Annotated in this window: 23 protein-coding genes; 4 read left to right on the forward strand and 19 right to left on the reverse strand. The window is 54.6% G+C overall.

The genetic code is table 11. The features are described 5' to 3' along the window. Positions 1-27: 27 nt before the first annotated feature. Positions 28-1,176 (forward strand): tetratricopeptide repeat protein, encoded by a 1,149-nt coding sequence (locus DFP98_RS26815; RefSeq protein WP_116063714.1) that lies wholly within the window; start codon positions 28-30, stop codon positions 1,174-1,176. Positions 1,177-1,259: 83 nt separating this feature from the next. Here DFP98_RS26815 and DFP98_RS26820 read toward each other — a convergent pair whose 3' ends face one another. Beyond that, on the reverse strand, positions 1,260-2,003 hold the full coding sequence (locus DFP98_RS26820; RefSeq protein WP_116063715.1) for an IclR family transcriptional regulator: 744 nt from the start codon (positions 2,001-2,003) through the stop codon (positions 1,260-1,262). A gap of 212 nt (positions 2,004-2,215) precedes the next feature. Between DFP98_RS26820 and DFP98_RS26825 the strand changes: the two genes are divergently transcribed. Then, positions 2,216-3,217, forward strand: coding sequence for an alpha/beta hydrolase (locus DFP98_RS26825; protein ID WP_116063716.1), 1,002 nt, complete (start codon positions 2,216-2,218; stop codon positions 3,215-3,217). A gap of 120 nt (positions 3,218-3,337) precedes the next feature. Here DFP98_RS26825 and DFP98_RS26830 read toward each other — a convergent pair whose 3' ends face one another. The 6 genes from DFP98_RS26830 to DFP98_RS26855 form a co-directional block, all read right to left on the reverse strand. Beyond that, positions 3,338-3,550, reverse strand: coding sequence for a CLC_0170 family protein (locus DFP98_RS26830; RefSeq protein ID WP_116063717.1), 213 nt, complete (start codon positions 3,548-3,550; stop codon positions 3,338-3,340). 32 nt (positions 3,551-3,582) lie between these two features. Next, entirely contained in the window at positions 3,583-4,818 is a 1,236-nt protein-coding gene (locus DFP98_RS26835) for a Ger(x)C family spore germination protein (protein WP_246016769.1), read from the reverse strand. Further along, a complete protein-coding gene (locus DFP98_RS26840; protein ID WP_116063718.1) occupies positions 4,796-5,908 on the reverse strand; it encodes a GerAB/ArcD/ProY family transporter in 1,113 nt (370 codons plus the stop codon). The genes DFP98_RS26835 and DFP98_RS26840 overlap by 23 nt, the downstream gene beginning before the upstream one ends. 13 nt (positions 5,909-5,921) lie before the next feature. After that, positions 5,922-7,544: a spore germination protein gene (locus tag DFP98_RS26845; protein WP_116063719.1), complete on the reverse strand. Its 1,623-nt coding sequence runs from the start codon at positions 7,542-7,544 to the stop codon at positions 5,922-5,924. Between the two features lie 157 nt (positions 7,545-7,701). Continuing rightward, positions 7,702-8,778 (reverse strand): Gfo/Idh/MocA family protein, encoded by a 1,077-nt coding sequence (locus DFP98_RS26850; protein WP_116063720.1) that lies wholly within the window; start codon positions 8,776-8,778, stop codon positions 7,702-7,704. Between the two features lie 203 nt (positions 8,779-8,981). Then, positions 8,982-9,608 (reverse strand): HD-GYP domain-containing protein, encoded by a 627-nt coding sequence (locus DFP98_RS26855; protein WP_116063721.1) that lies wholly within the window; start codon positions 9,606-9,608, stop codon positions 8,982-8,984. A gap of 129 nt (positions 9,609-9,737) precedes the next feature. On the opposite strand from DFP98_RS26855, the gene DFP98_RS26860 reads away from it, so the two are divergent. Continuing rightward, complete coding sequence (locus tag DFP98_RS26860; RefSeq protein ID WP_116063722.1) at positions 9,738-10,721, forward strand: tyrosine-type recombinase/integrase; 984 nt, start codon at positions 9,738-9,740, stop codon at positions 10,719-10,721. A 502-nt stretch (positions 10,722-11,223) separates the two neighbouring features. On the opposite strand, the gene folE is transcribed toward DFP98_RS26860, so the two are convergent. The 7 genes from folE to DFP98_RS26895 form a co-directional block, all read right to left on the reverse strand. Next, the gene (folE, locus tag DFP98_RS26865) at positions 11,224-11,817 is read right to left on the reverse strand and encodes a GTP cyclohydrolase I FolE (RefSeq protein ID WP_116063723.1); all 594 of its coding nucleotides are present in this window, start codon (positions 11,815-11,817) and stop codon (positions 11,224-11,226) included. A 16-nt stretch (positions 11,818-11,833) separates the two neighbouring features. Then, entirely contained in the window at positions 11,834-12,103 is a 270-nt protein-coding gene (locus DFP98_RS26870; RefSeq protein WP_116063724.1) for a YneF family protein, read from the reverse strand. A 158-nt stretch (positions 12,104-12,261) separates the two neighbouring features. Beyond that, positions 12,262-13,284 (reverse strand): HD-GYP domain-containing protein, encoded by a 1,023-nt coding sequence (locus DFP98_RS26875; RefSeq protein ID WP_116063725.1) that lies wholly within the window; start codon positions 13,282-13,284, stop codon positions 12,262-12,264. Positions 13,285-13,396: 112 nt separating this feature from the next. Beyond that, positions 13,397-14,548, reverse strand: coding sequence for a tRNA epoxyqueuosine(34) reductase QueG (gene queG, locus DFP98_RS26880; RefSeq protein WP_181917975.1), 1,152 nt, complete (start codon positions 14,546-14,548; stop codon positions 13,397-13,399). 11 nt (positions 14,549-14,559) lie between these two features. Beyond that, entirely contained in the window at positions 14,560-15,192 is a 633-nt protein-coding gene (gene lepB / locus DFP98_RS26885) for a signal peptidase I (protein WP_246016771.1), read from the reverse strand. Then, a complete protein-coding gene (locus DFP98_RS26890; protein ID WP_181917968.1) occupies positions 15,189-15,773 on the reverse strand; it encodes a DUF402 domain-containing protein in 585 nt (194 codons plus the stop codon). Before DFP98_RS26890 ends, lepB begins: the two co-directional genes overlap by 4 nt. Positions 15,774-15,916: 143 nt before the next feature. Further along, a complete protein-coding gene (locus tag DFP98_RS26895; protein WP_116063727.1) occupies positions 15,917-16,339 on the reverse strand; it encodes a GNAT family N-acetyltransferase in 423 nt (140 codons plus the stop codon). A gap of 353 nt (positions 16,340-16,692) precedes the next feature. On the opposite strand from DFP98_RS26895, the gene DFP98_RS26900 reads away from it, so the two are divergent. Continuing rightward, on the forward strand, positions 16,693-17,304 hold the full coding sequence (locus DFP98_RS26900; protein WP_116063728.1) for a superoxide dismutase: 612 nt from the start codon (positions 16,693-16,695) through the stop codon (positions 17,302-17,304). 234 nt (positions 17,305-17,538) lie between these two features. On the opposite strand, the gene DFP98_RS26905 is transcribed toward DFP98_RS26900, so the two are convergent. Genes DFP98_RS26905 through DFP98_RS26925 form a run of 5 tightly spaced genes read right to left on the reverse strand, consistent with a single transcriptional unit; the run spans position 17,539 to position 23,653 of the window. Continuing rightward, positions 17,539-18,555: a globin-coupled sensor protein gene (locus tag DFP98_RS26905; RefSeq protein ID WP_181917969.1), complete on the reverse strand. Its 1,017-nt coding sequence runs from the start codon at positions 18,553-18,555 to the stop codon at positions 17,539-17,541. A gap of 17 nt (positions 18,556-18,572) precedes the next feature. Beyond that, on the reverse strand, positions 18,573-21,179 hold the full coding sequence (locus DFP98_RS26910) for a chemotaxis protein CheA (protein ID WP_116063729.1): 2,607 nt from the start codon (positions 21,177-21,179) through the stop codon (positions 18,573-18,575). Between the two features lie 5 nt (positions 21,180-21,184). Then, positions 21,185-21,610 carry a chemotaxis protein CheW gene (locus DFP98_RS26915; protein ID WP_116063730.1) on the reverse strand — a complete coding sequence of 142 codons (426 nt, stop codon included), beginning with the start codon at positions 21,608-21,610 and terminating at the stop codon, positions 21,185-21,187. Between the two features lie 15 nt (positions 21,611-21,625). Continuing rightward, a complete protein-coding gene (locus DFP98_RS26920; protein WP_116063731.1) occupies positions 21,626-23,191 on the reverse strand; it encodes a methyl-accepting chemotaxis protein in 1,566 nt (521 codons plus the stop codon). A 54-nt stretch (positions 23,192-23,245) separates the two neighbouring features. Continuing rightward, on the reverse strand, positions 23,246-23,653 hold the full coding sequence (locus DFP98_RS26925) for a hypothetical protein (protein ID WP_116063732.1): 408 nt from the start codon (positions 23,651-23,653) through the stop codon (positions 23,246-23,248). Positions 23,654-23,779 lie beyond the last annotated feature (126 nt).

The following is a 23,779-nucleotide window of genomic DNA, read 5'->3' on the forward strand; positions in this document are numbered from 1 at the left end:
CAGCTTATCATTGAAAGGCGGTAATGTATGAAAATTTGGCGAAAATGGCTTCTGGGCTGTACGCTGGCGCTGTTCGCATTCTCCGGGCTAGGGTTGTCGCACCTCCCTTCCGCGGCAGCCGCCGGCGAGAGCGAGAGCGCTGCCTTCGAATCGATCAGTCTCGCAGAGCTGGAGGACGGGACGAAGCTATACGAAAAAATAGCGCCGTTCATCACGGAGCAGATCCAATTGTTGGCGGAGGATGCGGTGGCGATTACGGCTAGCAGCATCTATGAAGTAGATCTGGGCAATTATCCTAAAGGCTTTACGCGGCAATTCATTTCCTTTATTCATAACTATGAATGGATCGAGCTAGTACTTGTGGCCTCTAACGAGGATGCGTCAAGCCTTAAACTGCTGGATCGGGCGGCAACCAGCGAAAGCGGCGATATGTTCCTGAACACGGCCAAGCTGGATTATTCCACTGAGGGCAATATGGTTTATGTATGGAGTCAAGCGCCTTATTCAGCGTTCGAGTCTTGGATCGAGCTCGAATGGGCGGGAGACAGCTTCTACGTCGTCAATCACGAGTATGCCGATCCGACGGAAAGCTATTACGAGGAGAAAGCCGCTCTGCTCAAGGCAAAGGATATAGAAGGCTTGATCGCGCAGACCGAGTTCGACTTTCCCCAATACCCTTGGGCGTATGAAGCCGCCTACACGCTAGCTGCGCCAACGCTGAAGCTGGCCCACCAGAAAGCGATGCAGCAGCACAAAGCGAAAAACACCGCTAACGCAATCCGATATCTTGAATACGGGTTGACACAATACGGCGATGCCTTTGGCATCTTGGATTACGGAGATGGCAAACTTGCCAAAGAAACCATCGTCGGCTCCGCCGACTCGGATTACGTCAAGTCGCGATTGACGCTTGGCGCCTATGTCGGCATTCTGAACGATTACGGCTTCTTCCTGTCTCTGACCGGGAACAACAAAAAAGCGAAGCTGGTATTGGCCAACGTCGTCAAGCTCGTCCCTTCCCGCACTGTCGCCTATCTCAACCTGGCCGACGTCGAATGGTCGCTGGGACAGAAATCTGCGGCCAAGTCCCACTACAAGATTTACTGGAAGCAGCTCGGCGCCAAAGCTTCCTCCGTCGCGCCTAAGCGCGTGCAGGAACGAATCAACGCCAAATAACGCCTAAGAAAAGGACCTCGACTTCCACTGCCAAGCGCTAAGTGGAGTTCGAGATCCTTTTTGGCATGCCATACGCAACTCAGCTATCCAAGTATCGTCCCCATACGATGCGCTGCTTCGATGATCGCAGGAGCGTACTCGCGCATCCGATCCGGCGTTAGCCGGTTTGACGGTCCGGAGACGGACAATGCCGCAACGAGTTTTCCCGACCGGCTGAAGATCGGCGCAGCCGCAGCGGCCGCTCCCGGCTCGCGTTCCTCGAAGCTGGTCGCGTACCCGGCGGCGGCAATATCGTCCAGCTGCTTCGCGATCGATTCGCGCTCCAACTGCGCGGGCCATGCCGGATCGGACAGTACCGCGTCCCTCACGCCGGGATCGGCGAAGGCGAGCAGCACTTTGCTGGACGCGCCTACGGACAGCGGAAGTCTCGCTCCTACCGTCGCGACTCTGCGTATCGCCTGCGTGCTCTGCACCGCCTGTATTCTCACTCTCTCCGTCCGGTCCCGGACGTATAGACTGATCGTCTCGTTCAGTTGATCCCGCAGCCGCTCCATCTCCGGAAGCAGCATGACCGAGGGATCGTCCGAGCGCGACAGATGCGCGGACAATTCGAGTATGCTGAGCCCCAGACGGTATTTCTCCGTCGAAGGATCTCGCGTCACGAAGCCTTTATCCTCAAGCGTCGCCAGCAAACGGTGGATGGTGCTCTTATGGAGGCCCACCTTGTTCGCAATTTCCGTCAGCCCCCATTCATGGCCCGAAGCGAAACAAAGCAGTACGTCCAGCGCTCTCTCCACGGCGCGAACCGTCTTTTTCTCCTCTTCCATGGTCCATATCCCCTTTGCAACCGTTTCACTCTATGAAACCCTGTTACAACCACTATAACGCAAACTTGCAATTCCGTAAATATTGGAAGCGCTTTATTACAATTTGATTACGTAGTATTTACAACTCGTCGCCGCTCATTGACGCTTGCCGCAGCTTTTTCTACGATAAAAATAAGAAGAATCTCAGAAACGCGAAAAGCGAGGCGATCCCCATGACCTCATTGTCTACGCCATTTCCATACGCGGGATCGGATACGGTTGTTATTCCTGCTTCCGTACCGTCTTATCGTCGCGCCGCCTCATTCAGACTGAGCCGTATCGCGCTTAACGTCTTTATCGCCTTCTCCTGCTTGTTAGCAGGGCTGTTTATCGCATTTCATGCCTATGCCGCTTATTTGTTCTCCTATCCGCCGATCGTGTCGATCGGCTCAAATCCGATGCTTGCCAAAAATCTCGCCTATTCCGATGTCGTGTTTCCAAGCGCGGACGGCGTTACGCAGGTCGAAGGCTGGTGGATTCCCGCGTCCGACAGCCGCAGAACGGTCGTGCTGAGCCATGGCTACGGAACGAACCGGGAGGAGCCCTGGGTTCCGATGTACGATCTTGCCAGCTTTCTCAATGGCATGCACTATAACGTTCTAATGTTCGACTACGGCTACGCCAGCTCGCTGCATCCGTTGCCTGCGACCGGCGGAGTCTCCGAGTCCCGGCAGCTGGCCGGGGCTCTGCAGTACGCCCGCTCCCAAGGCAGCGACGAACTGATCGTCTGGGGCTTCTCTATGGGAGCCGGAACGGCGCTCCAAGCCGCTCTGCAAGACGAACAGGTCGATGCCATGATTCTGGACAGCACCTTTCTTCCCGACGAGCATACCCTTTACGCCAACATTAATCAGTATATCCAGCTTCCGCAATATCCGACGATTCCCTTGCTGCGCCTGTTTCTTCCGCTGATGGGCGGGGTGAATCTGGACGAAGTTCCCTCAGCAAAGGCGCAAACGACGGCCTATCCTTTTCCGATTCTTATGATTCATGGCACAGCCGACGACAAAGCCCCGGTCTATATTGCAGAGAACGTCGCCCAGGCGCAGACGAACGGCTTGTCGCAGCTGTGGGTCGTTCCGGGAGCGATACACGAAATGATCTACCGCACACATACAGAGGAATACGTCTCCCGAACCGTCGCATTCCTCGAAAGCGTTCACAAGAAGGTATGATTCGATCAATCCCTTCATGCTCACAGAGGAGATCGCAATCTGGAACCCGTTTGATCCTCGCAGCTGTAATCACAGGCCATAGCGCCCGACATTCCTGCTTTACGCTATGGCCTGCGTTAATCAGAGCAGCCTGGTGAAAAACCAGTTCCCGATGTACAAGCCGACTCCCGCGACGACGTTAATCCAACCGAGCGCCTTGGCGAATTTTTTTTCGCGCTTCAATTTCAATTTCTGGTACATAACGATTTCCCAACGGAGAATAAACAGTCCCGTTAGGATACAAAGAGGGACAATGTATCCAAGCGAGCCTCCGTAACCTCCGCTTCTCAGCATTCGCCGCTCCCCTTTCCGACCTCTTCGTTTACTTACTTCGCCTTCATGCCGATCCTTCGTATTTTCGAATTGACCTCGACTTCGACGCGCAATTCCTTAAACGCGCTCTGCCAGCGATCCTTCGAGCCAATTCGGGCGTTCCAATAGCCCGGCTTTTTGGCGCGCACGTATTCGCCGAACCCGAAGATGTCGGCCCCCTTCTCCTGCATTTCGCGAATCAAGTTTTCCACCTCGAGCTTCAGAGACTTTTCGTCCTGTTTCTCGATCTGGGTCAGAGAGGCGGAATCATTGATCGTAAACTGATCGTTGATCTTCTCTTCCAGATTGATCTCTGTGAAGATCGCCACGTTAACGATCGGTTCGCCGTCCTGTATCCTGACCTTGATGCTGGATCTTCGCGACGTCGCGTAGATCATGACCATTTCGGAATCCCCGCCGATTTTGACGACCCCTCTGTATCCGGCCGGGTTCATTCCTTTAATCGACATATAGGCGGCGACCTGAAACGGCTTGGTCATACCTTTAAGCTTGTCGTCCTTAAAGTAAGCCATCCCTTTTACTTCGATATTTTGTTCCTTCTTCAGCTCCACGTAGGGAAGATAGCCTTCCTGGCCCTGCTTGGCCGAATTGCTCCAGTACATGCCGACGTAGTTTTCGGGAAATTTCCCGAGCTTTACGGCATTGTCCATCGTCGACATCAAGTACAGCGCCGGAACCCGTTCCAGCTCGGGCGCCGCGCGCATCAGCTTCTCCGCGCTTCCTTTGCAGATCATCATCCAGGCCATTCTTCGAACTTCGGGATTGCGGTGAAAATAGTCGTTAATATTTTGCATCCCCAGGCTTGCAACGTCTGCGGAAACGACGATGACGCGCAGGTGACCGAAAAAGAGCCTACCGGAGATTTGCTGCTGCAAATTCATGATCGCATCGTCGACCGTGTGTCCTTCCGTTCCGACAACCCATACAGTCTGCTCCGAACCTCTGCCTCCTCCGCCGCTTTCCCCCGGACCGAGCGGGATTTTACCTGGCAAGGCGATCTGTACGGTAATGCGAATCATGTTGACGTCGGGAACCGGAAAGCCCTCTGCCGTATGGGAGATCTCGCTCTCTTTATCGGCTGCGCCAGGCGCCGCGTTGTCCACGGATATGCCCAGCACGATGGCCCGGTCCTCAATCTCCAGACGGTCCCAGCAGCCCGTCAACAGGAGGACGACAGACGCCGCGAACGCGGACAACAACAGTCGCCTAACCCGCAGACCGCTCTTCACTTGGCTCCCCTCTCTTTTTCCGGAGAATGGCGACGACAAGCAGTAACCCTGGATATGCGATCGTCACGAACAAGCCGATTCGTCCCACGTTCTGGATAATTTCATACATATGTAAAATGTTGTAGGGCACCATCGCCATGGAGAACACCCCGGGCAGCAGAAAAAAGGAGAACATCTTATGGTCCTGCAGACGAAACAGCTTGCTCAGCTCTTTGACCGCCAAATAATAGCTGGAAAACAGCGTCGTGAACACAGCGGTTACCCATACCGCCAGAAAAGCGGCATCGAGCCTCTCCAGCACGTTGGCCGGCAGCGACGTCGCCTTGGCCAGCTCCAATGTCGGCCAGAGCAGATTTTTCGTCTCCTCCGAACCGAATACGCCAACGGTCGCCCCGACGATCGTCACGTACAAGCCGCCCGCGATGACGAGTCCGATCATGCTCGCCATCATTGCCTTTCGCGGTTCGCGCATGGCCGGAATGACCGATGTAATGATGAACCCTCCCTGGAACAGCGAAGCGATCGTCAATACGCTGGCCAGCATGTCTTTATGGGAATTGCCCCAAATCGGCTGTAGATTGACCATGTCGGCATTCTTCAGCGATAAAGCGACGATCAGCAATGCCGGCCCGATCAGCAGGGGAAAATAAAAGAGGTGAATGTAGGCGAACGTCGTAATGTCGTTGCGGGTGGAGATCGCAGCCAACATTAGCATCACGATTACCGTTACTTCCAACGGTGTTTCGGTTAATACCGACGTAATGACCACTTCGCCGAATTCCCGCGCCGTAAGCGACGTCAGGATCGCGAAGAAGCCGATGATGCCAATGCTTCCGATCCACGACAGCCACTTGCCGATGACGACCTCGCCGTATTGAACGATCGACTGACCCGGAAACCGCATGCCGAGCCGGGCAATGAGAAATAGGCCGACGAAAGCGACCGAGGCTCCCAGCAATGTGACGAGAGGGGCGCCGGAATCCGCTCCTCTCACGGCGAACAGCGGAATTGGCAGCACCCCGACGCCGATAATCGTACTCGTCATAATCGCGGCGACCTGCACCGTCGTAATGCTTCTTGCTTGCTTCATACCCTCACCTCTCTCAGGGGTTCTCCATTTTCGACGGCTCTAGCGCGTTGTTGGGGGGCTTCTTCAAGTCTTCGACCGTTTTGTCGCTTATTCGAATTTTATCTCCAGGGTACAGAAATTTGGGCCGCGTACTCATCCACCAGAACGGACCGCGCAGGAATAGATCCTTCATCCCCTTAGGGCTGCCGGGGACGAGCGGGCTCAAGTACGGAACGCCAAACGACTTGAGCGACAACAGATGGTTGGCGATTAGAATCAGACCGATCATCACGCCGTACAGTCCGAAAATTCCGGCCAGCACGATCAGCGGAAAACGCAGCAGGCGCAGCGCCAATGCCGCATTGTAAGCCGGGGTGGCAAAGGAGCCGATCGTCGTAAGCGCGATAATGACGACGGTAATCGGGCTGGCGAAGCCGGCAGCGACCGCCGCCTGACCGACGACGAGCACGCCGACGATGGACAATGCCCCGCCGACCTGCTGCGGCAGCCGAATCGTGGCCTCCCTGAGCACCTCCATCGAGATTTCAATGACCAGCACTTCTACGATCGCCGGAAACGGGACCCCAGCACGGCCTCCCGCCACGGCCACCGCGAACTCCGTCGGAATCAGTTCGGGATTAAACGAGATGATCGCCACATAGAGCGACGGAAAGACAAGCGAGAACACAAGCGCGATCAGTCTGGCCCAGCGGATAGCGCTCATCAACAGAAACCGTTCCGTGTAGTCCTCGACCGCCTGATAGAATTGGCTGAATACGGTCGGTACGACCAGCGCCAGCGGCGAGCCGTCCACGATCAGCGTCACCCGGCCCTCCAACAGATTGGCTACCACCTTGTCCGGTCTTTCGGTGTACTGGACCTGTGGGAACGGAGATAGCTGATTATCTTCGATGTATTGCTCCAGATAGCCCGAATCCAGAATGGCGTCGACGTCGATCAACTCCAGTCTTCTCGTGACTTCCTTCACGAGCTCCGGATTCGTAATGTCATGCATGTAGCAGATCGCAACTTTAGATTGCGTTCTCCTGCCGATCTCCATCGTCTTCACGCGCAAATCCGGCGTTTGGAGGCGATAGCGGATCAGCGAGATGTTCGTCGACAGCAATTCGATGAAGCCTTCGCGCGGCCCGCGAATAACCTGCTCTGTGGCAGGCTGGTCTATGGATCTCTTGTCGATGGTACGGGTTCCGAATAGCAGCGCTTTTTCCACGCCCTCGATAACGACAGCGGTCTGCCCGCGCAGAACGTCGGAGACAACTTTGGCGACGAGCGTCTCCGAGCGGACATCGCTATGATAAAGCGTCGCTTCCAGCAGGAAATCCCACAGCTCCTTCCCTTCCTCGGGAAGCTGTTCCGCGTGCGGCGGCCCGTACATCAGCGGCTTTAGAATTTCCGAATTCACGCTGGTCATATCGATCATATTAGGGTAAAAAAGCATTGCTGCGGGAAATCGGCCGAATACTTGGAACCTGCGAATCGTAAAATCGTCGTTCTCCCCGAGCACCCCGTTAATCTGCCCCACGATGCGCTCCAGATTTCCGTCGACGACAGAGTCGTTCAGCCGATCGGCGGAATGCCAGGGCTGTTCCCCGCCTTCCGATGATCGCCTTCTCTTTTTTCTTCCGAACAGAAACATAATGCCTTTCACCACCAATTTTAGAGATGAGACTCGTTGAAAATGTAAGTGTTATTCTTTGGCATCCTTCCCTTTTTTAAACCTTCGCCCGAAACGATCCTAAAAAAAGCCCCCGAACCGTACCCGGTCCGGGGGCTTTCTTGGCGTATAAGCTTCCTTACAAACTCCAGTCGAGCTTCACTTCTCCGCCTGTGCGGGAAGATTCGTAGATCGCGTCAATGATCAGGTTGCTACGCAGGCCCGTCTCTGCGGAAGTCCAAGGCTGCTTGCCCGTTCTTACGCAATCCAGGAAATGACGGCTGAGGCGGACGCGTGCTCCTTCATCGTCCGCAGGCGCGGTGAGCGGCGCCTCGATCGCCTGGTCGAACCGTTCGGTCAGAAACTTGCCCTCGTTCCCGCGAAGCGCGACGCCTCCCTCGGAGCCCATCAGATGCAGGAACGGTGCGCTGTCGGTATCCATATGAACCGCCCAGCTGACTTCCAGCGTCAACGAAGTGCCGTCCTCCATTTTGATAATCGCCGTCGCCAAATCCTCGACGTCGTACGTACCGTTCCAATTCGGCTTGCCCCAGGTTCCGATGCCCTTTTTCTTTGGACCGAATTCCGCGTAGGTGGAGCCGTATACCGATACCGGCTTCGGCTCGCCCATCAAGAAAAACGCCAGATCCAGCATATGCACGCCGATATCGATCAGCGGGCCGCCCCCGGACTGATTGTGCTGCGTAAACCACGTTCCCCAGCCCGGAATGCCCTTGCGGCGGTACCAGCCTGTCTTCGCCGTATAGACGCGGCCAAGCTCTCCTCGTTCCACCTGCTCCTTCACCTTCAGAGAAAGAGGCTCCCAACGCATCTGATGCGCCACCATAACCGTCTTGCCGGTGCGCTGCTGCGCCCGAACGATGTCCTTCGCCGCAGCGGAGTCCAGACCCATCGGCTTTTCTACGAGCACATGCTTACCGCTTTCCAGTGCCAGAATCGTCAGCGGCGCGTGAGCCTGGTTCGGAACGGCGACGATCACCACATCGACGTCCTCTCTGCGAATGAGCTCCTCCGGCGAAGGAGAAACGACGGGAATGTTGTACTCCCGAGCCCGTTGTTCCGCAAGAGGCAAATAGGCGTCCGTTATTGCGACGAACTCGCACTCCGCGCCAAGCTTGCCAAACTCCTGCAAGTGAACGTTGCCGATATTGCCTGCACCGATTAGGCCGATGCGAATTTTCGATGAATCTGCCATGTTGTTGTATTCCTCCAATAGAATTAACGTAGTCAAAGCTTATTTTCATCTTATACGAAATGCCGCACTCGCAGACAGCACCATTTTGGCTTTCTTCTTATGGTCTTTTGTCCGAAGCCAAAAAGCGACCGGGCTTATCTCGCCAGGTCGCTTCCCGTTATCTCTTTTTGAATATGGCTTAACTTCCCCTGTGCGGGCAAGCGCTAATCCTCGTTATCGTAATTCGAAAAATAGAGCGGAGCCACTTCAGCCCCCAAAGGAATAAAGGCGTTGACCACCGCGGCGTCGAATTGGGTTCCGGCGTTCCTTCGCAGTTCCTCCATCGCTTCCTCCAACCTCTTGCGGCGGCGATAAGGCCGCGGCGACATCATCGTATCGAAGGCGTCGACGACCGAACAGATTCTTGCGAATAGCGGAATTTGCTCTCCCGCCAATCCGCAAGGATAGCCTTTGCCGTCCCATCTCTCGTGGTGGTGCAGCACCAAGCGAACCAGATCGGCATCCCGCTCTCCCCTATCCTTCAGAATGTCCGTTCCGTACTCCGGATGGCGTCTTATCAGAGCCCACTGTTCCTCCGTCAACGGATTGACGGAATCCAGAATCGCGGTCGGAACGAGCAATTTGCCGAGATCGTGGATGAAGCAGCCTCTGAGCAGCTTCTGTGCGCTTGCCGAATCCATTCCCATCGCCGAAGCTACCTTCTCGCTCAGCAGGGCGACTCGAACGCAGTGATGGTATGTGTCCTCGTGCTTGTGCCGCAACAGCTTCATCATCTCCGAAATATCGGAGGTATGATCGAAATGATGGGGGAAATCTCCTACTGCTCTCAAGGCTCCTACCACCTTTTTGCACCTGCCCCGATTCAATGTTCGCCAGGTCTAGCCGATATATTGGACGTTACCCACTATGTCGATGTCGGACAATTTCTGTTATACGACATTCTAGAGGAGGATCAGTTTATGAATACCACGATGTTGACAGCGCAGGCTGCAAGCTCAATGGAAGGTAACGGCGCTTACGCCAATGGAACAAATATCGGCGACGACCAGATCGTTGAAATGTTTCTTGCCGTATGCAGTTACTCTCCCCATACGGTTCGGAATTACAGCAGGGCTATCCAAATGTTCAGAACCTTCGTCTCGCATATGTCGCTTCGGGATGTCACGTGGAGAGAAATAGAAGCCTACAAATTAGGCCTGATTTGCGGAGCCTCCAGTTTTCGAAATAAGCCTCTCGCTCCCGCAAGCGTCGCCGCGCTGATCGCTCCGCTAAAATCATTGTATAAGTGGGGGAGCGATATTAACGTTGGCCTCCTCCCTTATAATCCGACAAGCTCCATCCGTCTTCCGCAAGTGCGCGTCACAAGCCGCAAGCATTATTTGACCAAGGGAGAGGTCGGCAGCTTATTGAATCAGCTCCAATGTCAGAGCTTCCGCAACTATTTGATCGGATTGTCGCTCGTTACATTGGGACTTCGAGTCTCCGAGCTCATCGCCGTACAATGGGAAGACTTCCATACCGATCCGCTTGAGAAATCAGTATGGCTGCATGTAAAAAACGGAAAGGGAGGCAAGAGCAGAGATGTCAAAATTCCCTCAAGCCTCTGGTCTATTTTTCAGAATTATCGCTGTATGGTCGGGGGTAACGATTCCACGCGGGACCCGGCGGCAACCGTATTCCCGATTACGGCAAGGCAGATCGAACGCATCATCCGAGACGCAGGAAAACAAAGCATTCGTTCGAAAAAGCCGACCCCGCATTGGTTAAGGCATACGAACGCGACGCTGGCATTGCTTAAAGGAGCGACTTTGCAGCAGGTCCAAGAGACGCTAGGCCATTCCCACATCAATACGACGCAGCGCTATTTGCATACCGTCGAACTGATCAATAAAGCGGCCCCTGATTTTGTCGAAGAAACTTTGTCGGAATTTATGGCAGATTAGCCGATTATGGATTTAAAAGGAAGAAAAGGGAAGATGAAGCGTTGTGGATTTGAGTGAATTAGCCTAATATTTAGGTGTCGCCACATGAATTATGGGATTTTCAGGTTCTTAAGACCTGATTCGAATGTCGTATAACAGAAATTGTCCGACATCGATTTCAGCATACCCAATCCTAAGCCCACCCTCAAATCTATATTTGCCATATACGCTAAGGTCTAACAATAAACATCCCTTAAACCCCTTATTTTCTCCTTCATCTCCAATTATCGTTTCTTTCTCGCCGTTTGATGTTGCCGTTGCTTACGGCTGAGCAATTCGCATAGGTGAACTTGAAGGAATGATGCAATATCATTCGAAAGTCCCATCTTTGCTCGCCGACCGGACTGTTACGTGAGCGGGAATTTCGCCTGCTTGGCGGCTATGCGAGCAGGCTGATGTACGCTCATTGGCATCATAGAAAAAACGCCTGCGATCGCTCGCAGGCGTTAATACTGTCGTATTGTTATCGATTAAGCAATTCCAGAAACTCCGAACGAAGCGCAGGGCTTTTACGGAATTCGCCGCGTACCGCAGAAGTGACCGTCTTGCTGCCCGGTTTCTTCACGCCGCGCGCGCACATGCACAAGTGCTCGCCTTCGACGACAACCATGACGCCGTGCGGCTGAAGCACCTCCTCCAGAATGTCCGCGATTTGCGAAGTAATTCTCTCTTGCACCTGCAGCTTTCTGGAGATCGCTTCGACGAGTCTGGCCAGCTTGCTCAGTCCGGCGATCTTGCCGCTCGGAATATAGCCGATATGCGCCTTTCCGAAGAAGGGCGCCATATGGTGCTCGCATTGGCTGTAGTAAACAATATCTTTAACGATTACCAATTCCTCGTGCTGCTCGTCGAAGGTAACCCCGAGAACATCTCTGGGGTTTACCGCGTAGCCTGCAAAAATTTCCTCGTACATCCGCGTAACGCGAGCCGGGGTTTCCAGCAAGCCTTCGCGCTCGACATTTTCCCCGATCAGCTTTAAAATTTCCCGAACGTGAAATTCGAGTTGCTCGCGATTCTGCCCGACATGACTGTTAGAGTAATCTTTCGCTCCCGCCATGACAACGCCTCCCTTCCTATCTGCGGAACTTCGGATTGTTGCGGTTCTGGTTTTGGGCTCCCCCAGGGTTCGCCTTGCCGCCGCTATTTTGATTTTTCATCATTTGCTGCGCTTTCGCAATCTGCTGGTTGTTCATGTTATATCCCATCTGCTTGGCCATCTTTTGCAGCATCTCGGGATTGCTCTGCATCTTGGTCATCTGGCGGCGCAAGTAGAACACTCCGATGATGAAACCAACGACTATGCCGACGATTAACGTCACAATCGGAATAATATAGGACCACATTTCCGAAACACCCTCCGAATTTCATAAAATAAAACCCTGCAAACGCCGCAATGCGTCGAGCAGGGCTGCTGTATTATGATAGCATGGCCGAACAAGGTGCGCAAACGATAGCTTATTGAGGCGGTCAAAAAGTCGCAGGTTTGCCTACACGCCGCTCCTCAAGCCAGCACGGTTTCGATGAACACGGTCGTATGCTGCGCCAAATCGATCTCGTTATAGCCGACCGCTTCATCCCCTTCCTTGTCGATGACGCGAACGACTGGCCGTCCCGGCAGCCCTCGGTGCTGTCCGACGACAACGCCCGTCTGACGGGTGGACAGCTTGACCGAGATGCCGTTAGGGTAGATCGACACAATTCGCATAAAGTGGACGAGCACCTCATGATCCAGCAAAGTTCCGGAAAAAGCGTTCATGCGTTCACACGCTTCGTGAGGCAATAACGGTTTCTCGTCTCCGGACGGATAGATCATATTATCGTACATATTGACGACGGCCGTAATTTTCGCATAGGTGTGAATGTCGTCTCCGGTCAGTCCGCGCGGAGCGCCGCTTCCGTCAATCGCCTCATGATGCTGGAATGCGACATGCGCGACGAGCAGGCTGTATTCCCTCTTATTCTTAAGCAGCTCGAATCCCCGCCAAGCATGATGCATACGGCCTTCCTGAACTTCCGGAGCGCCCAGCTTGCCGATATCGTGAAGCAGCGCTCCCATAGCCAGCTCCTTCAGTTGGATCATATTCAAGCCCATATTTAAGCCCACCAACGACGCCATCGTACAAACGTTCATCGCATGAAGGAACATCGCGTTGTCGGCGGTGCGAATATCCGACAGCTGAATCATCAGATTCTGATTTTGCATCACATCCTCCAGCAGATCGTCGACCGTCTGGCCGATCGCCTTCGAGCTGAAGTTTTTGCCCGAGCGCAGCTGCTCGAACGTTTCCGACATTTGGTGAATGACCGCGCGTTTCGTCTCTTCCGACAGCAGCTCTTCATGTGAAATATCTCGGAACATCGGATCGTCGATATAGATCGTCGTAACGCCCAGACGCTTAAGCGTGCTGATCATGTATACGGTAAGCTGCACGCCGGTGGAGAGCAATACGGCTCCATTCGAGGAAAAAATCGTCTTGCCCAAATATTGTCCCGGTTCAACCGTCTCTATGTCGACTAATTTCATATTCTCTCTCCTGCCTCGATCTCGTTGTTCATGCTTACACACTATTTCGGCAAAAAAGAAGAGGAAATGAAGGCGCGAACGATGAAATGCCTCTCATTTCCTCGGAAATAAACTATTGATCGCTCTTTCGTTCGAGCGCTCTGTCGATAGCGTCCAACACTTCGACGCTCCCTTCCTTGCTTCGCGCTCCGCGCAGCCCGTCCAGCGCCTCCGAAGTTCCGATGCGCCCAAGAGCCCAGGCGGCCGCTTCCCTAAGCTCCGGACGCGGATCGTCTCGCAGTACGGCAACAATGTCCGGAACCGATTCCGCATCGCGGAAGTTGCCCAGCCCGATCAGCGCGTTGCGCTGGATCGGCTTGCGTCCTCGCCAAGCCGCCGAGCTCGAGCCTAACTTCTCGCGGAATTCCCGGTTGCCCATCGTCAGCAGCGGACGCAGCAGCGGCTTGACCACTTCCGGGTCGGGCAAAAGCTCGGGATGATGGCGGATGTCGATTTTACGATTGACGGGGCAGACGATCTGACAAGTATCGCAGCCATAAAGACGATTGCCGATTTTCAGCTTCATCTCGTCGCTGACGAAGCCCTTCGTCTGAGTAATGAAGGAGATGCATCGCTGGGCGTTCAGCTGTCCCGGTCCGACGAGCGCCCCGGTCGGGCATGCGTCGATACATAACGTGCAGTCGCCGCAGTCGTCCGGGAGGGAGCTGTCAGGAGGCAGCGGAAGACTGGTAATGATCTCGCCCAAGTAAATCCACGAGCCTAGCTCCGGGTTGATGACGGAGCAGTTTTTGCCGCTCCAGCCGATGCCGGCCCGCTCGGCCACGGCGCGATCCGACAAGGCGCCGGTATCGACCATCGACAGTAGCTTGGCCTCCGGCTCCCGTGCCAGAAGCCACTCGGACAGGTTCGCCATCCGTCGTCTAAGCGCTTGATGATAATCTTCGCCCCAAGCGGAGCGCGACAATATGCCGCGCCTGCGACCCGGTTCGGATACAGGCGCGTTCTTCAGCTTCGACGGATAAGCAACCGCGATCGCGATGATGGACTTCGCTTCCGCCATATGCAGCGACGGGTCTGTCCGCAAATCGAGATCCGGCTCCTCGAAGCCGGATTCGTGCCCCCGCTCGCGGTGCCGAAGCAGCCGTTCCTTCAATTCATGGAAAGGCTCTGCCGTCGTCACGCCCAGCTTATCGATGCCTAGCCCCGGCGCAGCCTTTAGCAGTTCTTCCTTGAATTGCTTCCAATATCGGTAATCCCGTTTCACGACAACGTCACTCACAGCTTCTTGATGCGGCTGATCGGCCAGACGATCATGTCGGCCCGCCCTTGAATTAGCTCTTCGGGCACTTCCTTGAAGGCCCGGCTGTCCTTGCTCGCATTCTGGTGACGGTTATCTCCCATCACGAAATAATGCCCCGGACTAACCGTCGTCGGTCCGAAATTCCCGTCCTCGATTTTCACATCCGTATACGACTCAACCTTCAGCGTCCCGTTGACATAGAGTTCTCCGCCGCGGATTTCCAGCTGATCTCCGGGGATGCCGATCACCCTTTTAACCAAATACTCCGGGTCTTCTCCCACGCTGGGATCTTTGAAGATGACAACATCTCCGCGATCCAAGCTTCCGAGCCGCAAGGCGATCTTGTTCACGAACAACCATTCGTCTTCATGAAGCGTAGGCTCCATCGATATTTTCTTCACCGTCGACAGTTGGAACACAAATGCCTTAAGCAGCAGCACGATCGCCGCGGCAATGATCAGCGCTTTCGCCCAGTCCCACAGCTCTTTGCGCCAGCCGGTCAGCCTCGGCCCCTGATTCCGGGATTTCTGCGCTTGGGGCGCTTTCTGAGTTTTGGACGCCGAGCGGCTTCTTCCTTCGGGAATTCCCGCACCCATCTCTTCCGTCATGTCGCCTGCGTTCCTCCTTCTGCTTTCATCTGCTCTTTCCACTGCTGGTAAAATAAGCGCGCCGTGGAATCGTCGAAAGGAAATTCCCCGGCCTCGATGTCCTTACGAAGCGCCAGCAGCTCCGCTTCCACGCGTTCCTCCACCGCCTCGCCGTAGCGATACGTCGCTTTGTGCGCATCGTATTCGTCGCGGTCCAGCTCCATCGCCGTTCCGTCGGCCAGCACCACTACGTCCAAGTCGTAATCGATATAAGTCAGCACGTCTCCGTACCGATACGGCGGAGAGGCCAAATTGCAATAATAGCGAACTCCCTCTTCCTCCAGCAGCGCAACGACGTTATACCATCGTTCCGGGAAAAAGTAAGTGACGGCGGGAACCCGGCTCGACCATTCCCGGCCGTTCGATTCCTGAACCGTCGTATGTTCGTTGATTAACACCCACACCGTGCGGGAATCAAGCCCCGGCAGCAGCCGATCCGCGGGAACTTGCCAATTCTCGAGCCATACCCGATGCAAGGAACCGTCATGCTTGAAGCTCTTGATCACACACCTCATATACCGTCCGTCGGCGCTTTCCGTCATGGCTCGTCCCTCCCTGCAGGTTCTGGTTGATCGAGCAGCTTTTAATTCTGCCTGCGAAATACATGTAATATAAGAAAAGCATATCTCCCCGCCAAAATCAATGGCGTTAAAGATATGCTTTCCTTAGAATCCGTCCGCTTGAATTAGCCGGCCACGATCGCAAGCGGCTGCGTCAACTTAACGACGTTGACGGAGCTTATTCCGAGCGAGTCATAGAATGGACGCAAAACCTCGTTGTGCTTGTCCTCCGCGACGAGCACCTTCAACACTTTGCGCTGTCTGAACCGGTTGCTCATATGAGAAACCAGTTGTCTTCCGACGCCCTGATTTCTGAACTTGTCCCTTACCGCAATGCGATAGACGTAGCCTTTGTGATGATCAATCGTTCCGATCAATACGCCGACGATGTTTCCGGCCGATTCCGCCACGAGCACCAAGTCGCTGTCCCAGGACAATTGGCGGGCGAAAGCTTTCATCGTCTCTTCGCAGCAATCTTCCGACAGCACTTCCTCCAGAAGCTCTGCAACCAGCTTGTAATCTGACAATTGGAAAGAACGAATCTGCATGCTGACTTATCCTCCGAGCATTCAGTTTTACATCCAGCTAACGATCTTTTCATTTTACGACAATTCGGCGAAATTTCTAGCTCTTTTCTTAAAATAAGATAAAATTTTTTTGCAAAATCGCTGAATCTCCCGATGTAAACGCTTCACCATGTCGAATATTAGAAAAACGGCTGGACATAATGAATTAGGCTGCTGCAGTTCGGTCTGCCATTCGTCTTCCGGTTGCAAACTTCCGTTTCGTCTTCCGAAGACTTTTTATACATTTATGTTGATTTAATCGAAAGGATATTGGATAATAAAGACTGTGAGCGATTAGGCTACATATCGCAATCCCATTTAGGAGGTTATTGACCATGGCACACGAATTACCGGCACTTCCTTACGCGACGAATGCGCTTGAGCCGCACATCGACGCAACGACGATGGAAATCCATCACGGACGTCACCACAACACTTACGTTACGAACCTGAACAACGCTTTGAAATCCGCTCCCGAGCTGGAAAGCAAGAGCGTTGAAGACCTGATCTCCGACCTGAACGCAGTTCCGGAAAGCATCCGCACAGCGGTTCGCAACAACGGCGGCGGTCACGCTAACCACAGCCTGTTCTGGAAAACGATCAGCCCTAACGGCGGCGGCCAACCGTCCGGCGCTCTGGCAGCTGCAATCGACGCAGAGCTTGGCGGCTTAGACAAGTTCAAAGAAACTTTCGCAGCTGCGGCTACGACTCGTTTCGGCTCCGGCTGGGCTTGGCTCGCACTGGGCAAAGACGGCAACCTGAAAGTATACAGCCTGCCTAACCAAGACAGCCCGATCATGGAAGGCGACACGCCCTTGCTCGGACTGGACGTATGGGAGCACGCTTATTACCTGAAATATCAAAACAAACGTCCTGATTACATCGCCGCTTTCTGGAACGTCGTGGACTGGAACGCAGTCGGCGCGATCTACGATTCCGCGAAGTAATCGGAACGAAAAGGCCGTCCCGCAAGCATTTCAAGTTGCTGTGAAAGATAATCGATGATAAAGGTTCAAGGGGTATGTACCTCCTTCCGATGCTATACGCTCCCGAAATCTGAAATGGATAACCCGTTACAAGGTCATTTCAGGAGCGTATGAGGCAGTCTACAGAAGGTACATACCCCTTACTTTATTTATCGATTCCTCTTAAGCAACTCTGCCTGCGGGACGGCCTCTTTTTTAGTGAACCGAATCTTGCTCCAATAGACCGTTCAAGTCAGCGGCAACTGTATCGATCATTTGCACGAACGAGCTTAGCTCCTCGGAGCTTGCCGCCTGCTCGCGCGAGAAGCGCACCGTCTCCTCGCTGCCGTGCTTGACTTCGTCCAGCGCCTCGCGAATTTCCTTCAGCTTGCGCTGGATCGTCATCAGCGACTGCTTGGAGCTCGTCGCCAGCTTGCGAATCTCATTGGCGACAACCTCGAAGCCGAGCCCGGCATCGCCGGCTCGCGCGGCTTCCAGCGCCGCGTTCAGGCCGATCAGATGCGTCTGATCGGAAATTTCCCGCATCGTTGTTCCCAGCTGATTGATCTCGTCAATGCTGCCGGCCAGCTCTCGCACCTTCGCGTGGGAGTTCTCCTGGACGGAGGCCGTATGGGAAGCGTTGGACGCCACGAGATTGCTGCTGGAGTTCAATTGCACCATCATGGAGGACAGCTCCTGCACGACCGAGCTCACTTTGGTCAGCATATACTGGCGTGTCTCGACGAGCTTTTCGACTTTCGCTTTCTCGTCTTCCTCGTAAGCTTCGAGCACGATCTGTGAATCGAGGTTGAACATTTTGCTCAGCGCGTGCACCGATCTGGTCCAATCCTCGGGATCGACCCGCTTCAGATGCTTCGTCGCCAGATCCAGATACAGAATATAAGTGCCCAAATACCAGTTCGTCGTCAGCCCGATTCGGGAATGGACTTTGCCGATATACAGCCTCCTGCTGAAGAAATCCTCGTCGATCAAACCTGAAGTCATCGACATGAAATACCAGCGCTGCGTTTCCTTCAGCCTCTCGATCGTACTATGGCTGTTAATCAGCTTAAGCAGCTCCGGCTGTCCGACAATTCTGTCGTACAGCTCGTCCACCACTAAGTTCGTAATCTCGGCAAACGCGGCCTGCTTGGACTTCAATACGGCCAGATCGTCCTCCGAAATGCCGATATAATTCATTTGTTTTAATCTCGCATCGCTTACTCGAATCAAACTAATCCCCCCTATAACTACGCGATGCAGAAGCCGCTTGCTTCCAGCACCTTGTCCGTTCTCAGCAGAATCGTCAGCTCGTCTCCGCGCTTATGAATTCCTCTTATAAATTCCGACGCCACGCTGGCAATCGCCGTAGGAGTCGTCTCGACTTCCGTGTCCGGCATATTAAACACTTCCGTTACCGAATCCACCAATACCCCGATATCGCTTCCGCCTTCTTTCATCACAATGACGCGCGATTCTTCCCCGATCGGCAGCGGAGGAAGACCGAGACATTGCGCCAGATCGACAACCGGCAGCAAAGCTCCTCTCAAATTGAACATGCCGAGCATTTCAGGCGACCTCGATGCGATTTGCGACAGCGCGGGCACTCTGATGATCTCTTTAACCTGTCCGATATCGAGCGCATACTGCTGATCGCCCAGCATAAACGTAACTCTCTTCTCCGCATGAACGGATCGGATCGCATGTCTGCCGGCCCGTCCGGGATCGGTGACCGTACCCGCATCGCGTACAACGGCGTTCACGTCCAAGATATAAGCGATGCTGCCATTGCCTAGAATCGATGCGCCCGAGACATACGGCACTTGTCCCAAATAAGCGGACAGCGGCTTCATGACGATTTCCTGGTTGGCGACGAGACGATCCACATACAGGCATACGCGTCGATCCGCCGCGCCGATCATGACGGCATAGCCTCTGCTGGAGCTCGAAGGCTCCGTACGCAGCCTTCCATGCAGCCTGACCAGCGGGAAAATATCTCCCCTTACTGTGCAAATTTCTTTGCCGTGAACGCTCTGAATGTTGGCCGAAGACAATTGGAACGTTTCCAAGACGTGTACGAGCGGTATCGCCAGCGTATGTTTGCCCAGCTCGACAAGCAGCGACCGAGTTATCGCCAGCGTCAGCGGCAGCTTGATCGTAATTTCCGTCCCTTGTCCCTTCGCCGTATCGATGTCGATCAATCCGTTCAGCTTCTCGATCTGCGTCCGCACGATGTCCATGCCGACTCCCCGGCCGGACAGCTCGGTCACTTGCTCCGCCGTAGACATGCCGGAGTGGAAGATCAGCGCGATGAGCTCCTTGTCCGACATTCTTGCGGCTTCCTGCTCGGTCACGAAGCCTTTGTGAATGGCTTTGCGCATGACCTTCTCCGGATCGATTCCTCGCCCGTCGTCCTTCACGCGAATGACAATCGCATTCTCCTGATGGCTCGCTTGCAGCAGCAGCTGCCCTTTGCGAGACTTGCCGAGCCGCTCGCGCTCTTCGGGAGCCTCGAGTCCGTGATCTGCCGCATTTCGCAATATATGAATCAACGGGTCTCCGATCTCCTCGATAAGCGTCCGATCTAGCTCCGTCTCCTTGCCTTCGATTGTAAACTGGATTTCCTTGCCCGCCTGCTGCGATAAATCCCTGACCAGTCTCGGGAAACGATTGAACAGCTGCTCGATGGGCAGCATCCGGGTTTTCATCATTCCCTCTTGAAGCTCGGCAATGACGCCGTTCAGATGATCGGTAACCTCTCCCAGCATCGCAACGTCCTGGTCCTGCTTATCTCGCTCTCCCAGCCGTTTGCGAACCTCTTGCAGCCGGGTATTATCGATGATAAGCTCTCCGACCAAGTTCAGCAAGTGTTCCAGTCGCTTGACGTCCACCCTGACCGTCTGTTGGATCGTTGTTTTGGCCTCCGCCGTCTCGAGCTTGCCTGCCAGTCCGGTCGAAGTCGGCGCAGGAGCCGTATCCGAAGCAGCAACCGGAGCCTCCGGTTCGTTCGCGACGGTTTCGCCCCGTTTCAATCCCTCGTCTTCGTCCGGCTGGGAAAACCATTCGATCAATTGGACGTTAACGTCGTTAATTTGCGACAACTGCAGCACATTGCCGCCTATCGTTTCCTTCGGATGCGCGGAAGCGATCACATACGAGATCGGGCCGGACATCAGAAGCTCTTCATTCTCCCATTCGGCTAACGAAGGCTTTAGCGCAATCACTTCCCCTGTCTCGCTAAGCGTGCGCTGCACGAGCATAGCCCGCACCGTCGGCATATCCGCTCCCGACGACAACGTCACCGATACGAGGTAAAGCGGCACGCCTTCTTCGCGCTTCCGAGTCATTTCCTCCAGCTCTGCCGGAGTCCACCCCGTAGCCTTGTCCTCAAATGCGTTTTTTTCCGCAGCTTTATTTTTGCCAATCTTGCCAGCGGTTCGGGCCCCTTCCTTCCCTCCCGAACCGGTCGGCCGACCCGATAGACAATCCTCCAATGCGTCGAACAGAGAGGCGTGCGGCTCCGCTTCCGTCCCTCCCTGCCTCAGCGCTTCGCGCTGCACTTTCAAATAGTCGATGCAATCGAACAGCGTGTTGATGAGCGAGGAGCTCAGCATCAGCCTGTCCTGGCGCAGCAGATCGAACACGCTTTCCACCCTATGCGTAACTTCCTTCATCTGGTGAAAACCCATTGCCGCCGAAGAGCCCTTCAGCGTATGTGCCGCGCGAAATATTTTTTGAACGGTATCAAGTTGATTGCCGCCGCTCTCCAGCTCGAGAATAGCGTGGTCGAGCGTTAGCAGCTGTTCCTCCAACTCGTCCAGGAACACGCCTAAGTAAGTCGAAGCGAAATGGTCCATTCCGATTACACCCCTCCTCTTAAGCCAAGCACGGCTTGCAAATCCAAAATGCTGATCAGCGTGTCGCCTAGCCTGCCGATTCCCGACAGGCAGTCGCGGGTCGCATCCCCGGTACTGTCGACAGCCGGAGGCAGGAGCTCGTCGAAGATCGCCACTCTATCGACGCTGTCCACGCATATCCCGATATCTTCCGTATCCGAGCTGACGATCACAATGCGCGCGGAAGCTCCCGGTTCGGCTTCCCTGACGCCGAACCGGGCGCCTAACGAGATGACGGGAACGATTCTGCCCCGCAGGTTGATGACTCCCTTGACGAACATCTTGCCGCACGGCACCTCCGTAATCGGCTGCAGCTTGATAATCTCCTGAATCTCAGAGATCGACAGCGCATATTTTCCCTCATTCAGACCCAAGACGATATAGTTTTCCATCGCGCTTCCTCTCTCCTACACTCTGAAAATCGCCACATTCTCGTTGAGCTTCTCGGACAGTTGCGCCAGCGAGTTCGATGAAGTCGCCGCCTCTTCCGCCGCAGCAGCGGATTGCTGACTGGCCGCGGCAATCAGCTCCACCGCGCGCAGAACCTCGTCGGACTGCGCGGCTTGCTGCTCGCTGGACGCCGCAATCTCCGAGATCTGACCTGCCGTCTCCGCGACCATGCCGACGATGCGCTCGAACGTCTGTCCCGACGTCGCCGACAATCCGGCCGCCTCTTCCACCGCCTTGACGCTTTGATCGGTATTTTTCTGCATGCCTTTGATAATATTCGCGATCTGCTTCGTCGCTTCTCCGCTCCGCTCAGCGAGCTTGCGGACTTCGTCGGCGACGACGGCAAAGCCTCTTCCTTGATCTCCGGCTCTGGCCGCCTCGATGGCGGCGTTCAAAGCCAACAGGTTCGTCTGCTCGGCAATTTCGTCGATGACCTCGATGATCTGGCCAATCTGCTGCGAATCCTGCTCCAGCAGACGCATCTGCCCCGACAGCCTGTCCATGCTGCTTAACGAAGCCTGAATCGCTTCCCCGCCTTCCTCCGCCCTGCGCCGCGTGTGCTCCGACAGCTCCGCTACTGAGCTCGCGTTGGACGCTACGGCGGCGACCGCTCTGGACATCTCCTGCACGAGTGCATTGATCGTCTGGGCCGATTCCGCCTGATCCGAGCTGCCTTTGGCAATCTCCTCCGTCGTCGCCGAAATTTCCTGGGCGGCGGCGGACACACTCTGCGCCGAGCCGAGCGTCTGTCCGATCAACGTTCGCAAATTGCCGATCATCTCGTTGAAGGCTCCGGCCAGAACGCCGACCTCGTCCTTCGTCAGCGATTCCGCCCGTTCCGTCAAGTCGCCCTGAGCCGCCCTGGTGGCGACGTTAACGACCGATTTGACCGAACGTACGAAGCTGGACGATAGGAACAGCGACAACGCGATGCCCAGCACCAGCGCAATCGAAGCTAAGACAACAACGATAATTGTGCCGATACGGTTCGATTCGAAGGTCGCGGCGATCTCCTCGTCCGCATTTTGCACGTTGTAATTGATCCACGAATCCATATCGGCCCGGGTCGACTGCACAAGCGGAAGCAATTCGCGGATCGGAGTCATCTCGGCATTCGAGCCTTCCCGCTCCGCGTCGCTAATAATTTGCTCCACGGCAGTGAAGAAGCTATCCGACTTCTCCCGAATCGTATCATACTTCGCTTGATCCACGGAATCGGTAATCAGAGATTTGTACTCCTCCATTCCCGTTCGAAAGCTCGTTATCGACGCTCTCACCGCATCGGTCATCGACTTTCTCGTCTGCTCGTCCTTGTCGAACCTCACCATCAGCAGCTGTCCGCTGATTCCGTTAAAATCTCCTCGCAATTGGGACAGCTTGTAAGTGCTCGGCATCCCCACATCCCTGAGATTCGAAATCGAACCTTTTAGCGACGACATCTGGACGATCGATACGATTCCCACTGTTACAAGAAGAATTAGCACAATTCCGAAACCGGTTAACATTTTTGCTCGAATGTTCATGTTGCAAGCCACGTCTCCTTTGTAGGTGTCTGCCGCGGACGGCCGCGCGTTGCGTCAGCCCTCCGCCTCTTCGGGCAGTCGAATTATACAATCCAGCACATTCATCAGCTCTCCGCGTGAATGGTGGAGAAAACCCATCAGAGAATCCTGAAGCTTGTCCGTTTGAAGCGTCGCATTCAGCCAAATTTGGCGATTCAGAATGACGATGGACAGCTCGTACTCCGAGGGATATCTTTTAATTTCCTCGTAGATCGTCGTCCCCAGATAAGTCTCGGGCAAGATCAGCGAATACATGAGCGCCGGATGATCGGTATTCATGTCTCTAATTTGAAATTGCTCCGGCAAAGGATAGTTCCGCTTATGCCAACGATAACCGAACGGTATGTCCTCTTCCTCCCATACCGGCTCGAAGATTGCGCTCGTCTCCAGGAAAAGCTGCCTGTAGAACTCAATTAGCTTCACTACGCGCCCCCTCATTCCTTGTTGTCGGCGTTCCTGCTGTCAGCCGTTTGCATACGTCTGACATCTTCCTCTACTGTAAGCGGGAATTATTAGATCTTGTGCTTAACGAATATGAGATAGGTATGT

Origin of the sequence: Cohnella phaseoli (genome assembly GCF_003386235.1) — a bacterium.
GTDB lineage: Bacteria > Bacillota > Bacilli > Paenibacillales > Paenibacillaceae > Cohnella > Cohnella phaseoli.